This window comes from Levilactobacillus senmaizukei DSM 21775 = NBRC 103853 (genome assembly GCF_001592085.1).
Lineage (GTDB): Bacteria > Bacillota > Bacilli > Lactobacillales > Lactobacillaceae > Levilactobacillus > Levilactobacillus senmaizukei.
The window spans coordinates 15,746-30,731 of record NZ_BCWD01000005.1 but is presented as its reverse complement, the minus strand read 5'-3'; the positions used below and the strand labels follow the sequence as shown (position 1 = coordinate 30,731).

General features: G+C 48.5%; 13 protein-coding genes. 12 read left to right on the top strand and 1 reads right to left on the bottom strand.

Annotated features, from left to right (window positions below):
• The first annotated feature begins 15 nt into the window (after positions 1-15).
• Positions 16-1,356 carry a S1C family serine protease gene (locus LSE01S_RS02895; RefSeq protein WP_082622320.1) on the top strand — a complete coding sequence of 447 codons (1,341 nt, stop codon included), beginning with the start codon at positions 16-18 and terminating at the stop codon, positions 1,354-1,356.
• 546 nt (positions 1,357-1,902) lie between these two features.
• A complete protein-coding gene (rlmH, locus tag LSE01S_RS02890; protein WP_061776128.1) occupies positions 1,903-2,382 on the top strand; it encodes a 23S rRNA (pseudouridine(1915)-N(3))-methyltransferase RlmH in 480 nt (159 codons plus the stop codon).
• Between the two features lie 177 nt (positions 2,383-2,559).
• Here rlmH and LSE01S_RS02885 read toward each other — a convergent pair whose 3' ends face one another.
• Entirely contained in the window at positions 2,560-3,072 is a 513-nt protein-coding gene (locus LSE01S_RS02885; RefSeq protein WP_061776127.1) for a hypothetical protein, read from the bottom strand.
• A 221-nt stretch (positions 3,073-3,293) separates the two neighbouring features.
• On the opposite strand from LSE01S_RS02885, the gene LSE01S_RS02880 reads away from it, so the two are divergent.
• From LSE01S_RS02880 to LSE01S_RS02835, 10 genes are all read left to right on the top strand, one after another.
• Positions 3,294-3,761, top strand: a complete 468-nt coding sequence (locus LSE01S_RS02880) for a hypothetical protein (RefSeq protein ID WP_061776126.1) — start codon at positions 3,294-3,296, stop codon at positions 3,759-3,761.
• Positions 3,762-3,937: 176 nt separating this feature from the next.
• Positions 3,938-4,414, top strand: coding sequence for a hypothetical protein (locus LSE01S_RS02875; RefSeq protein WP_061776125.1), 477 nt, complete (start codon positions 3,938-3,940; stop codon positions 4,412-4,414).
• A gap of 352 nt (positions 4,415-4,766) precedes the next feature.
• Positions 4,767-5,243, top strand: coding sequence for a hypothetical protein (locus tag LSE01S_RS02870; RefSeq protein WP_061776124.1), 477 nt, complete (start codon positions 4,767-4,769; stop codon positions 5,241-5,243).
• Positions 5,244-5,525: 282 nt separating this feature from the next.
• The gene (locus LSE01S_RS02865; protein WP_061776123.1) at positions 5,526-6,686 is read left to right on the top strand and encodes a BspA family leucine-rich repeat surface protein; all 1,161 of its coding nucleotides are present in this window, start codon (positions 5,526-5,528) and stop codon (positions 6,684-6,686) included.
• Entirely contained in the window at positions 6,634-7,365 is a 732-nt protein-coding gene (locus LSE01S_RS02860; protein WP_061776122.1) for a DUF5776 domain-containing protein, read from the top strand. Before LSE01S_RS02865 ends, LSE01S_RS02860 begins: the two co-directional genes overlap by 53 nt.
• Before the next feature lie 594 nt (positions 7,366-7,959).
• Entirely contained in the window at positions 7,960-10,518 is a 2,559-nt protein-coding gene (locus LSE01S_RS02855; RefSeq protein ID WP_061776121.1) for a SpaA isopeptide-forming pilin-related protein, read from the top strand.
• 3 nt (positions 10,519-10,521) lie between these two features.
• Positions 10,522-11,961 carry a SpaA isopeptide-forming pilin-related protein gene (locus tag LSE01S_RS02850; protein ID WP_061776120.1) on the top strand — a complete coding sequence of 480 codons (1,440 nt, stop codon included), beginning with the start codon at positions 10,522-10,524 and terminating at the stop codon, positions 11,959-11,961.
• A 31-nt stretch (positions 11,962-11,992) separates the two neighbouring features.
• On the top strand, positions 11,993-12,778 hold the full coding sequence (locus LSE01S_RS02845) for a class C sortase (protein WP_061776119.1): 786 nt from the start codon (positions 11,993-11,995) through the stop codon (positions 12,776-12,778).
• The gene (locus LSE01S_RS02840; RefSeq protein WP_061776118.1) at positions 12,775-13,467 is read left to right on the top strand and encodes a class A sortase; all 693 of its coding nucleotides are present in this window, start codon (positions 12,775-12,777) and stop codon (positions 13,465-13,467) included. The genes LSE01S_RS02845 and LSE01S_RS02840 overlap by 4 nt, the downstream gene beginning before the upstream one ends.
• Positions 13,468-13,655: 188 nt before the next feature.
• Positions 13,656-14,975, top strand: coding sequence for a replication-associated recombination protein A (locus tag LSE01S_RS02835; RefSeq protein ID WP_061776117.1), 1,320 nt, complete (start codon positions 13,656-13,658; stop codon positions 14,973-14,975).
• Positions 14,976-14,986 lie beyond the last annotated feature (11 nt).

Genomic DNA, 14,986 nt, shown 5'->3' with positions numbered 1-14,986 from the left:
GCGCATTAGCGCAGTATGATGGACAATAATAATAACAACGATCAGATTAATGATAATAACAACGAAGAAACGCCAACGTCGGCACCACAAGGTCGGAAGCGGGGGAAGCTCACGCTGACAAAGGTTGCTATTACGGCAGTTGTTGCCGGGTTACTTGGTGGTGGGGTCGCCTATGGTGGTATCTCATATATTAATAATAGCGGTATTAATGATACGGCTGTTCCTAGTGGTAGTAACAAGAGTGGTAATGCCTCGACCTCGAACGTGACGGTTAATGTAAACACTCAGTCAACGAAAGCCTTTAATCAGGTTAAAGGTGCCATGGTTTCAGTGATTAACCTCCAAAAGGAAAACAGCAATAATAGTACTCTTGGCCAACTCTTTGGTGAGAACTCTTCGTCCTCATCATCTAGTTCTAAATCACAACTGGAAGAAGCCTCCGAGGGTTCTGGGGTGGTTTACAAGAAGAGTGGCAGTACGGCCTACATCGTGACGAACAATCACGTGGTGTCTGGTTCCTCGGCTTTGCGGGTGGTTACCAGCAGTGGTAAGCAGCTGCAGGCCAAGGTTGTCGGGAAAGATTCTGTGACCGACCTGGCCGTGTTGAAGGTTAATGGGAGTGACTTGAAGACCGTTGCCTCCTTTGGGAATTCCGATAAGGTGAAGGTCGGCGAGACCGCCTTGGCCATCGGGTCGCCACTAGGGAGTCAATACGCAACGTCACTGACGCAGGGGATCATCTCTGCCAAGAAGCGGACGATTGAGACTACAAATTCCGCCGGGACGCAGACTGGGAACGCCACGGTTATCCAAACCGATGCCGCGATTAATCCCGGGAACTCTGGTGGGGCGCTGATTAATGTCGGTGGCCAAGTCGTTGGGATTACCTCTTCAAAGATTGCCAGTGACACCGAAGGCACCAGCGTTGAGGGGATGGGCTTTGCCATTCCTTCCAATGAAGTGGTCAATATCATCAATCAGCTGGTTAAAAAGGGCAAGGTTGTTCGGCCAGCGTTGGGGATTACTTACGTTGACTTAGCCAACGTTTCCAGCTCGCAACAGAAATCCGTCTTGAAGCTGCCATCTAATGTGGATAGCGGGGTTGTGGTGATGAGTGCTTCAACAGGATCACCTGCCAAGAATGCGGGATTGGCCAAGTATGACGTGATTACCGAATTAGGTGGTCAAAAGATTACTAATCAATCAACGTTGCGGGACCTGTTGTATAAGTACAAGATTAACGATACGGTTTCTATGACCTACTATCACAATGGTAAGAAGCAGACGACAAAGGTTAAATTGACCGAAACGTCTTCACAGTTAAAGACCTCGACAAACGCTAACTCCGAAAGCTAAGTCGAAAATTTTGAAAGAATTTGAAAGAAAGATCGCCATTTGATATGGCGGTCTTTTTTGATATGCTAAACTATGAATGAAAAACCGAAGTTTAACGGTTAACGAAGGGCTATGAAAACGTCCTCGTTCGCCAAATCACCGAACGAAGTTCCATGAATGGGCATCGTCATTCATCGGCAAAATTATTTTCGGAATAGCCTGTGGATAACTTTGAGGATAACTCGGACGTAGATCTGGGGATTTTGACAAAAGTCCGGAATAACGGCCCTGAACTCGGTGGAAAAGTTATCCACAGGCCCGGTGGACAACTGTGGACAGAAAAACCGTTCGTGAAAATATGGCGCTCAAAACCCAGTTTTGACGCGGATTGTAAGCGGGAACGACAAACACTTGTTTTGGTGGACAGCGGTGGATAACTAAAAAATCATTGACATTTTTGTAAAAATACATGTGGTGGGTCGGTAGATAACTGCCCCCAATATCTGGGAAAGTGAATCAAGTGCCTGTGGATAACTTTGTGGATAACCTGTGTATAGGAGGAGAATTATGAACATTAAGTTTGTCGTGGTGGGTAAATTAAAGGAAAAGTACTTCAAACAGGGGATCGCGGAATATGCGAAGCGCTTGTCGCGTTTCTGTAAGTTTTCAATTGTCGAGGTGCCAGATGAAAAAGCGCCTGAGAATTTATCTCAGGCGGAGATGGACCAGGTTATGGCGGCCGAGGGTGAGCGCATCCTCAGCAAGATTAAGGATCGGGAGTATGTTTTTGCCCTAGCCATTCTAGGCAAGGAGCGCTCCTCTGAGGAGTTTGCCAAGGAACTAAAGGATTTGACCACATATGGTCATTCGGACATCACGTTCGTCATCGGCGGTTCCCTAGGACTCACGCCAGCCGTTCTGAAGCGGGCCAACACGCAGATTTCCTTTGGCCGATTCACGCTGCCCCATCAATTGATGCGGTTGGTGTTGACGGAACAGGTTTATCGGGCGTTTATGATTAATGAGGGGTCTCCGTATCATAAGTGACGCGATTTTTCCTGGGATTAATCGCTGGGTGGTTACGGGGGTCTGTATCATAAATGATGCGGTTTTTCTCCCCTGGATAGGCGCTACATTAGGAATAAAAAATTATGATAATAAAAAGAGGCATCCGGTGGTCATTGCACCAACCGATGCCTCTTAGTGTTTAATCATAGGACCCGCCTAAAAACTTGGGACATGATTAACGTTGTAATACCAGCCATCGCCTGTCATGTAAGTCGTGTATGACCAAACAGTATAAGGTGGATTGATTTGGTAGCCGCCATTGTTATTTGATGGATCGAATTCACCCAGTGTCCAATGCCTATGGTTGTTCATGTACCGCCAGCTGGGCTTGACGTGATAAACGTTGTCACTCCCCCGGGTACCAAAGGTGTACCAACCGTGATGCTTGTTGACATAATAATGTTTGGCCGAGATATGACTGTGGTGCCATTTGCCCTTACGGTGGGTTTTAGTCGCGATGAAAACACTGTGTTTGGCAAAGTGTAGGCGACGATATCCCCATTTCCCGGAATAGTTTTGCTGGTAAGAGTACCAGTATTTATGATGTCGCAATGTATATGGATTGGCATAGTATTTTGTTTTGGCACTAGCCGTGGTGACTGGTGTCGTTAGAAAGGTGCTAAGTAAAAGGGTACTGATGGTTGTTCCAATAAGTATTGACTTCTTCATGACGGTTCCCCTCCTTAATAATTTAAGTATACATATAGGGAGTTAGATGCTCAAACGACTAAATAAGTTTTGAGCTTAATAAAGTAGCGGTGGGAGTAGTCTAAATAAAACAGCTTGGTATTAGCGACACAATATGTCAGAACCATTTTGTATAATGAAGCCAGAAATGAATCGGTTTACGGCCGGCTTATTTCGGACATATCCAGGAAAGCAGGGGTTTCATGTTTAAAAAAGCTATCTTACTGGGGACGCTAGCTGTATTAGGGACGGCGGGTGGAATGACACTCAACACCCAAGATGTCGTCGCCAAAGCCTATAGGTCACCCAAGACGTTGAAGGGCTTCAAGTACACCCATACCACGCCAAAACGTTCACGGGGGACGTGGTACAACTGGGATAAGGATGTTGGTGCCAGTAAGATCATCGTCAAGAAACATCAAGTCAAAAAGTATTACAGGTTCCATAAGCATGGCAAATGGCGGTATGAACAGACCTTAACGGGTAAAAAACTTTATGTTTACCGTCAGAAACAAAATCATAAGCAAATGTTTGGCTTCTACGCGGCCTATGAGGACGATTTTAGCTTCTACTACACCGGTACCAGGAAATTAAAGGGTAAAAAGGTTAAGTACATGTCATTGGCTGGTCTCTATACTTATTACAAATCCTGGAAGTACGCGATCAAATAGGGATGACCAATGAGTGGTTCTGGCTGAATGTTTCGCAGGTTCCTCCCTCTTATTGCGGAAATTTCCGTTTCAACAATGCTACAACTGACAAATATTTATGTATTCCGATGGTTAACATGGTGCTATAATTATGAAGTAATTGATGTATTAAATGATAATCAATTGGAGGGGTACATATGAAGATTAAATATTTGGTAGCGGCTGCCCTAAGCTTGGGCCTTGCCGGAGCGGTAACGACTTTTGGCCAACCGGTTAACGCCGCAGCGAAGTCGAAGCGGATGACATATTACAAAACGATGCCTAAGGCTTTACGCGGGACTTGGCAAGAAAAGAGTTACTCGAAGTACAAGAAGGGCATCAAAGTTAGATGGACGTACACTTTCAAGAAAAATTCATACTCCATGAGAATGGATTTTAAGGGTGGCCATAAGAAGTCCAAGACCATTCATTTTTCTAAAAAGGAAATTGGTGGCATGAACTATGACCGCCGCTACAAAGAGTATAATGTCTTTCCTGGTGGGTCATCGATTCCCAAGAGTAAGCTACCTTATGCCGCTTACCTGACGTTTACCGCTGGTCGCCACAATGGTAAAAAGGCGCTGGGACAACATGCTATCGCCGATGACAGAATTATTTATTTCTACCGCAAATAATCAATCATCGCTAGGTTGACTGATAAATAAGGCTGGCGTACGTTAACGATTTACGAGAGGTCGTCCAAAATTATTGGACGGCCTCTTTATTATTTTTAAGTGACGAATTTGCAGTTGAAAGACAGCGTTCTTGGGATATAAAAAGAGACTCACAGTTTGGGGCCTTGGAGATTGAAGCACCATAACGCTACTACCAGGTGGGTTCGGACGATGAGTCGGGATCACCATTTTATAAGTAACCGTTTCAACAATGTCACAATCGACAAATATTTATGTATTCTGATGGTTAACATGGTGCTATAATTATGATGTAATTGATGGCGTAAACGATTGTCAATTGGAGGAGTACATTATGAAAGTTAAATTTTTGGTAGCGGCAGTCTTAAGCCTAGGGCTGGCCGGAACAGTGACCAGCTTTGGCCAACCGGTCAACGCCGCAGCGAAAGCGAAGCGGGTTACGTATTACAAGACGATGCCTAAAGCGCTGCGAGGAACCTGGCAAGAAAAGAGTTACTCTAAGTACAAGAAGGGCATCAAGGTTAGATGGACGTACACTTTCAAGAAAAACTCATACTCCATGAGAATGGATTTTAAGGGTGGCCATAAGAAGTCCAAGACCATTCTTTTTTCTAAAAAGGAAATTCGTGGCATGTATTATGATCGCAAGTACAATGTGTACAGCATCTATCCTGATACGCCCAGGCTTCCTAAGAGCAAAGTGCCTTATGCGGCTTTCATGACGTTTACCGCTGGCAAGCACCATGGTAAACAGGCATTGGGAGATCATGGTTTTTCCAACGATCACTTGCTGTACTTCTACCGCAAATAAATAAGTGATATTAATCTAATACACGTTCCAAATTAATAACAAACAGGACGACAAACAGATTTTATGTTTGTCGTCCTGTTTGTTATTGAGCATAGATGCCGAAAGTATCGTAGCGGATACGAGTTTTTTTGCTTAAAGATTACCTCTTTTTCGGGTGTAGATGTGTTACACTATGGTCGTTGAAGACGACAATGCTACGCGGTAATAGTTCGAGTGGTTTCCTAAACTTAAGGATAATAAAGACCTAGATGGACTCAGCAAATATTGGGAGGAGTATCGCTCATGAAACGACATGTAATTGGGCTTGTAGTTGCAGCAGGAGTAGTCTTTTGTGGCGTTCAGGTGTTGGGAACGGTCCCTACACTTCCTATGATTGGAACCGAGACGGTGGCGCATGCTTCTGATGCAACCACGGTCGTTGATTCGGAAACGGCAGAAAAATCGGAATTAGGAACTTGCCCGTGGCAACTAACTGCAGATGGTGTTTTGCATGTTGGTAGCGGAGAATTACCTGAGGCGACGAAACCATATAGTGATTACGTGACCCCCTTTTTCGCTATACAAATCCGGGAGGGCGCAGATCAAAATAATCTTAAGTTTAAGACAATCTCGTTCGATGGTAAGGTCACAACGCCCGTAAATGCCTCGTTCCTGTTTGCTAACTTTTTGAACGATACGCCACAGATTAAAAACTGGCAAAACCTGGATACTAGCAAATCAACTAACTTTGCGTTTATGTTTTTGAGTAGTCAGCAGAACAGTATTGATGTGTCCAAATTTGATACGAGCAACGCCACGGATATGCATGGCATGTTCAATGGCGCTGATCCGGTCAAGGGTTATGAGAACCTGGATACGAGTAAAGCTACCGATGTGAGTGGGATGTTTGCAAATTATAATGATAACAACGACAATCCCGTTTCTTTGGACCTAGCAAAGCTTGATGTGGACCGAGTTAATGAAGATAAATCAACGACGCCATTTGGGGCTTCGGTGGCGGGCGGCTTTTCCGGCATGGTTGGCGGTGCCAATATTAATAGCCTCAACATTGGCGATTGGAAGCCCCAAATACCACTAACGGGGATGTTTGACGGCTCGATGAGCTCCAACCTAACTGAATTAACATTGAGCCCGCAAGATGACCTGACGGGTTCCAAGCTACTCGGACCAGATACGACGGAAGATAAAGATCCAGCAAAGTATACGGGGAACTGGGAAAATCGTCAGGACCAATATATAAAACACGGTGATCCTAATAAAAAGACCTATAGTACAACCGATCTAATCGGTAAGTATAATGGGCAACTCGCGATAACTGAGAACGAAACGTATCAATGGGAACCGCAAGTAACGCCGGGGAATCCCGTGACGATCCATTACATTGACCAGGATGGCAAGTCGATTCAAGCCGACAGCCAGCTGCCGGGGGGCGTTAGGGACTGACTATACCGTCAAGCCAGCCGCCATTAAGGGGTATCAGTACGTCAAGGCCACTGAAGGCTCATTGACGGGGACGTATACGGCCGATCCCCAAAGTGTTACTCTATCCTATAAGGTAGCGCCGATAATCCCGACCGGTAGCGGCACCAGTACATCTACCAGTGAGTCCTCAAGCTCAAGTGACAGTTCTTCGACTGGCGATCAGAAACAGCCGGTCGTCGTTGCCAAGAAGGACCGGGCAATCACCGTCGTTAAAAAGATCGGATTTTACCGGACCCCAGACTTTAGTAAGAAGACGCGGCAGTATTACTATGCCAAGCAGAAGCGGTCGCGGCGGCCCCAGTTTGTGATTATGGGTGTTGCGTACTCCAAGAACGGCACTAAGCGGTACTTGGTTCGGGATGTGACATCTGGCTCTAAACGATACGGCAAGACTGGTTATATCACGGCTAAACGAGCCTTTACGGTTCACTCATACTATCAAGGTAATCCTAAGCGAATCAAAGTAATTTGGAAAACGAATGCCTATCGTGACAAGGCGCTTAAACATCAAGTTAAACATTTGAAGCGTGGCGAAATATTACGAGTTAAGAAGATTGTCCGGTATCATTTAACAACGCGTTTGATGCTCAGTGACGGTAGTTTCGTTACTAGTAATAAAACCAGAGTGATTAAAAAGTAGTTTTATTAGTGAAAGTTAGAATTAGAATAGGTAGGCGTGAATCGGAAGATTCGATTCACGCCTACCTATTTTTTGTTTTGGGGAGAGTTAACTATGGGTCTCTGGCTGATAGGTTAGAGTCATCGCGTATGACAAACAAGCGAGGTATCCTGAGCCTGAAGATGGGTATCCCGCTTTATGAAGCCTAGCGTGTCGGTCATCAGTAATGGTTGACCGGCTCTAAACCAAAGCGGTAATCAGTGAGATTGTCGATACAAATGACGGCTATAACCCGGTCAAGACATCAGCAATAATAGCTTTTCTGCAAAAATTTAGTGGAAAAGTTATCGATCCGAATCGCTAACAAATATTGACAAAAACTAATTGTTAGCTCACGTGAACATCGTTATAGCAGTGTTTTAAATCCGCTAAAGGACTAAAGACCTGCAACTAAGTACACTTATCCTACAATAGCTTCACTATATAACACAACAATAGGCTTAATGTTATTAGTATTTACATATAGTATTCATAAATAATTCATATTTCGTTGTTATTCTGAAATCACTGAAGAAGAGACGACTCGCAACCCGCTTTGATATGGAGGTGTTCCCCATGAAAAAATGGCTACGAATCATTTTAATCATCACTTGTCTCATTGGCGTAACTTCACTACTGGGCCAGGCCAAGAAGCGCAAGACAATCATTCAATCAGCTGCTCTCCACGACCAAAGCGGTAGAGTTGTTGAAAGCATCCCAAGCCACCAACCACAGGACGTGCAAATGGCGTTAACGCTGGACCTTCCTGCTGGTGACACGGTGATTGCACTGGCCGACCAGGACCAAGCAGAATTTGTTCCTGGCGAAATTACTGAATTAGAGGCAACTGAAGGCATCGCGGCCGAGGTTGACCAACAGAAGCAATTAAACCTAAACAACAGCCAGGACCGGGCGCAAACGGTCGAACTCCTGGTGCCAATTAAGCTGGCTAACCCACTACTTATCAGCGACCTAGAACTTAAGTTACTGGTAGTCGACAAATCAGAAACATTTGACTTGGCTAAAGTTGCCGTGATGACTCCCAAAGAAGACGAAGAATCAGCAGCGAAGGAATCCTCAAAGGTGAGTAGCAGCAATGACAGCAAGGATCAAAACAGCAATCAAGACAATGACGCTGTAACTTCCAGCTCAAAGTCAGGCACACGACCTTCCGCAAGCTCACGGGGCAAGCAGGCCGAAACGGACGACAGCGACAAGGCAACTGACCCAGCTAAGCCAGCAGCGGTAAAGGCACCTGAAACTAAGACGTCACAGGTGGCAACGCCACAATTCCCATCCGGCGCCGGCATCAACGTTCACCGGGCACAAATCCAGGTGGGCAGCTGGTCAGACAGCCTCATCGTTGGTGGCTCACTACCAGCAAAAGACCATGTAAAGGTTCATGAAAAGGTATACGACGACAAAAAAATTAAAATTGGCGGTTACTACGTTCCAAACAGCTTTGAAGACCGTTACCACGTTTCATACATGAGAAAAGGCGACATCGATGGCCCACCAGCTGGAGAAAAAGCCTACGCTGTAGCGGTTTCCGGCAAGCCAGTTGATGACGAAAACGACGACATTTACGTTTACTACAGCAACGTTGGGGCATACACGGACTCCGCATCGGCAGACACACCGACGGAACCAATGGGTGCCATCGTTAAAATTTCAAACATCCAGTACCACGAAAAGATTACTGGCAAAGATGATGATGGAAAAGCCTTCATCGACTTTTCCAACAACTTCTACTCCGGCATGGTATACAACGGCATCAAGCGGCTCGACATGGACGTAACGTTTACGACGAGCGACTGGCGCCAAGCCCTGGTGTTCCCGGAACTCGATGGCAATGGCGATGCTCGGAGCTACTTCACTTTTGGTTCGCTAAACGGGAACAAGGACGGCGAACATGAGTGGGCAGGCAGCCGGTTAAAGCTGCAAGGAAAGTTAGCACCCGGCGCAAAAATCACTGAATACGAAGACGGTTGGTATGAAGGAACTGGCGTCGGTGTTACGAACAAAGAAACTTACAATGGCGAAGATGGTCCGGCAAACTGGGGTGACTACCTCGGATCCAGCGACTACGAGCTGGGTGCCGTATCCTTCCCACTAGTTGGTCAAGACCAGCTATTCATGCTAAAGAGTGAGTCTGGCTTCACTTGGCAGTCCTTCTCCAGCGGCTACGTGATGCCACTGGAACCAGAAGCACCGCAGAAACGAGTTCACCGGACTGAAGAAGTTGGACTAGACAATAACAATTTAGACGGCGTGACGGTTGATCGTGACAACGACAACCACAACGTTCTGTACTACACGATTTACCAACCGACTTACAGCATTCCCAACGACTCCATTGCTAAGCCAAACGCCATTACGCTACGCGACAAGTTACCAGCGGGCTTAAAGTTTGGCAAGGACGACGTTGAACTGTTCAACACGGACGGCAAGCGGATTCCGCTGGAAGGTCCGATGACTGGTGATATCAAAATTTCAGACGACGGCAAACTGACTTACAAATTTTCGGAAAAGGAAATTGAAGCGCTAACGTTTGACGGCAAGCCCTTCGCCATCCGGATCAAGACGACGATTATTGACGACAACTTCGTTGGGACTTTCAAGAATCGGGCGAGCATGACGTTTAACTCCGGCAAGGGCCACACTTGGCGCAAGCGCACGAACCGTGTGGTAACGCACTTCAAGCGGGGCACTTACCAATTCCAGAAGGTTGACGGCACGACGGGCAAGGCCCTCGCCAATGCAGAATTCGTGATTCAAAATGCGAAAGGCCAATACCTGACTTTTGCCGACAACGGTCTGATGACGGGCTTGGTAGACCGCCAGAGCAAAGCAACGACGCTATCGGGTGACGACAACGGTCACTTCAAGGTGATGGGTCTCCCTCACGGCGACTACAAGCTTATCGAAACGAAAGCACCAGACGGCTACGTAAATGGCGGCACGCATGACTTCACGGTTTCTAACCAAGGTCAAGCGACGCCAGACAAGATTAAAAATGACCCATACAGCCTGCCCGTAACTGGGGGTCACGGCATCATCTGGGTAATTGTTGCAGGGCTCATACTCGTCCTATCGTCTCTCGCCATTTGGCGTGCACACCCTAGAGGAGGATAACCCATGAAATTAACTATTTTACGCCAACTGGCAGTGACCGCACTGGTCGCCTGCGGCATGACGTTTAGCGGCCCAGCAGCGGCCCAAGCGAGTAGTTCGGCACCGGCAACGGTGACGATGAAACTGCACAAGTTAGACAACCAGTCGACGCAAACGATTAAAAATACTGGGGAAGAAATGGCTCTCCTGGATGGCATGACTCCCTACGACCCGAGTAAGTTTGGCGATGTGAGCTACAGCGTTTATGACCTGACGGACCTATTCGCTAAGCGGGGAATTGAGAGCGGCAAGGTCACGGACGATGAATTCAAGGTGGCTCGTGACCAGCTGATTAGTGACATCACGAACGGCAAGACGGAACCCCAAGATGTGCTCGAAGCCCAAACGGACTTCGTGGCGGCCAACGGCCTGAAGGCCATCCGGACGAAAACGTTAACTGACCAGAACAGTAGCCTGACTTTCCCGGGGCTGAACAATCGGGGCTTCTACCTGATTATGGAAACGGCCGCACCAGAGCACCATTTGACGGGTGTCTCGGCCCCCATGGTTGTGGCGCTACCACTGAACGACCAGGACACGATTCACCTCTACCCTAAGAACCTGGTTGCCCGGGATGTTGACCCTGAGATTCACAAGGTGGGGATCAACCCAGTAGACCCAACGAGCGGCACACACGTTGCCCTGAACAAGGTGAAATTCACACTGAAACGGGCGGACGGTTTAGGAGAAATCAGGACATTAGTGACTGACAAGAACGGCGACATTGAATTTGGGGGCTTAGAAGTTGGCACAGTGTATGTGTTAACGGAAGCCTCCATCTCACGGCACCCATGGTACAACCAGACGGACGTTAAGGATGGCAAAATTTCCTTATCATTCACGGTCGACAAGCGGGGTAAGGTTTACCCAAAGGACATGCAGCCGAACAAAGACTACTTCAAGATTAACGGCACGCGGATTGGGATTCTGAATCACCTGATTCTGGGAGGCGCGGAATTCAAGAAGGTTGATGCTCAGACGGACAAAGGTCTGGCGGGTGCCAAGTTTAAAGTGCAGAAGATTGACCACACTGGCAAGATTTACTGGGCAGTGTTCCAAGGCAAGACCTTCGTTAAATGGGTAACGAACAAGGACCAGGCAACGGAATTAACTTCCGGAGACGATGGCCACTTTGACTTCACGGGCGTCCCTTACGTGTACGACCAGCGCAAGGGCAAGGTGACTTACAACCTGATCGAAACGCAAGCGCCGGTGGGATACGCGCCACTGCGGAAGGCCACAACGTTTGAAACCAATGACAAGACTGACATCAAGACGATTCAAAACGAGCGTCATGCGCTCCCAGTTACTGGGGGAATGGGCATCTGGCTGTTTATCCTCATCGGGATGCTCCTGATGGGTGGGGCCGGTTACCTGTACCGTCGGCAACGGAACGCCGCGTAACTTAGACAATTAAAGAAAGGGGGACCCCGACATGCGTAAATGGCTCGTAATCCTACTGTGTTGTTTAGGCCTAGGCCTGATTAGTTACCCAGCTGTCAGCAATACGGTAACGGAATGGCGCCAGCAGGGGGTCCTCGATGCGTATAAAGAACAATTGCGGACGGCGAACACGGCTCAACGTAAGGCGCTCCGACAGACCTTACAGCGGCAGGAAGCGATTAATCGGACGATGGTGAAGGACCCATTCAAAGAAGATTCAGGCCGGTTTGTGGACACGACGCCATTGGCGCTGGTAGCGATTCCCAAGATTGACGTGGAGCTCCCGGTCTTTGCGGGAGCCAGCGAAGACGTGTTACAGAAGTATACGGGGTTGGTTCGGGGAACGGACGTCCCGCAAGGCAAACGGAACCAGCACAGTATGATTACGGCCCACCGGGGACTGCCCGGGGCGCAACTCTTCACGGACCTACCGCGGTTAAAGAGTGGGGATCGCTTTTACCTGAAGAATGCCTATGGGTTGATGACATACGAGGTTACAGACGTGCGAACGGTGAAACCGAGTACGCGCCAACCCATTCAGCGCGACGCAGAGCTGAATCAGGTGACGCTGATGACCTGTACACCGTATATGATTAATTCGCATCGACTGCTGGTGACCGGTCGGCGGATTCCAAATGAAACACAGACGATTCCTAAGGGACAGTTCGTTTGGGACTGGTACAAGATTGGGCTGCTAGTGTTAGCGGGCCTGCTGCTCCTCGGTGGGGGATGGGCGGGTTACCGGCGTTACCAACGAGCAAAGGAGGAAGCAAAATGACGAAGCGTAAACGATCGTTCAAGTTAAGCTCCCTCTGGCTGTTGGTAATGTTTCTGGTCGGGAGTGGGCTGGTCCTGCTAGCCCTGACGCAAAGTTACTCGGTGTCACGCATGGGAGACACGGCTCTGCGGAAGATAACGACGGAAAGCGTGCAGCGAGCGACTAAGGCGGCTAAAGGCAAAACAGCCCCGTTCAACTATGCCAAGACTTCCCAGTTGACGCCACTCACGGTTGGTGGGTACGAAATCAGAGAGTTGACGGGACACAGTGGGTACGATGGCGCGGTTGGCCAGCTTCGCGTTCCAGCGGTGGGAGTAAACCTACCGATTGGAATTGGCGTCAGTAATGCCGTCATGGTTCGTGGTGCGGGAACGTTCAAGGCCGATCAACGGATGGGCCAAGGCAACTACGCACTAGCGGGCCACTATATGACCTCGAAGCACCTCCTGTTTTCACCGCTGAAACAGGTTAAACGAGGGGATAGCGTGTATCTGTCGAATGCGAATCAAGTCTACCGTTACCGCGTAACGCGGGTGCGAGTAGTTGACCGGCATGCGGTGGACGTTATCGATGATGTGCCAGGACAGAAGTTAGTGACACTAGTGACTTGTGCCTCGGCTAAGCGAAACGAACCCAACCGGCTGGTGGTCCAGGGAAAACTCGATTCTGTTAAACGAGTGGCCGCCTGAGGGACTGGCAACGGCAAAGTTGAAGTGAAATCCGGTGACGCCTTGGAGGGACGTCACCGGATTTTTTTGCTGGGCGGAAGAAATATCGCTGACGGCGTGGTCAGTGAGGGGTCTTTCGTTGACTGTCACGTTACGTCATGGTTTAGACTGGCTCATGACGTTAAATCTGAAAGTGGGGTGGCTTATCTATGAAACAGGAATCACTTTTCGCCAATCAACCCGAGAATACCCCATTAGCGAGTCGCGTGCGGCCCAGGGACCTGGACCAGTTCGTGGGGCAACAGCACCTCCTGGGACCGGGGAAAATTCTGCGTGAAATCATCGAAAATGATCAGGTATCGTCTATGATCTTCTGGGGCCCGCCGGGCGTTGGCAAGACGACGCTGGCAGAAATTATTGCCCGAAAAACGAAGTCAAGTTTTCTAAGCTTCAGTGCCGTGGACAGCGGGATTAGCAAGATTAAGAAAATTATGAAGCAGGCGGAACTCGACCGCGAGATTGGTGAGCGGACCATGGTCTTTGTGGACGAAATCCACCGGTTTAGTAAGGCCCAGCAGGATGCGTTTCTGCCTTATGTGGAGCGGGGGAGCATTATCCTCATTGGGGCCACGACCGAGAACCCCTCGTTTGAAGTAAACTCGGCTCTGTTGTCGCGGTGTAAGGTCTTTGTCCTCCACGAATTAAAGCAGGCCGACATCGTGACATTGGTTGAAAATGCCCTCAGTAATCCGGAAGGTTATGGCAAACAAACCATCAAGATTGGTCACGATGAGATTCAGGCGATCGCCAACTTTGCCGATGGGGATGCCAGAATGGCGTTAAACACGCTTGAGATGGCCATCTTGAATGGGAACAAGACTGACGAAGGAACCACGGTGAACATGGCCGATCTCAGTCAGCTGATTACGAAGAAGTTTGTGCTCTATGATAAGACCGGCGAGGAGCATTACAACATCATTTCCGCGTTGCACAAATCCATGCGCAATAGCGATGTGGATGCCGCGATCTACTGGCTGTCGCGGATGCTGGAAGGTGGCGAGGACCCGCTGTATATTGCCCGCCGATTGGTCCGCTTCGCCAGTGAGGACGTTGGTCTGGCGGACACCAACGCCTTGAACATTGCGATTAACGTGTTTCAGGCCTGCCAGTTTCTGGGGATGCCCGAGTGTGACGTGCACCTGGTCGAGGCCGTGACCTATTTATCGTTGGCCCCGAAGTCCAATGCCATTTACAAGGCCCGGCTGGCCGCGGCCAAGGATGTTAAAGAGACCGCCAATGACCCCGTGCCGTTACAGATTCGCAATGCGCCAACCAAGTTGATGAAGGACTTGGGATACGGCAAGGGTTACGAGTTGGCCCACTACGCCAAGGATAAATTAACCACGATGAAGACCATGCCGCCGTCCGTGGATGGACATGAGTATTATCTGCCCACCAGCGAAGGCAACGAGCGGCGCTTCAAGGACCGCTTAGCACAAATCAAGGCGTGGCATGAAAAGAACGGCTAAATCAAAAAGGT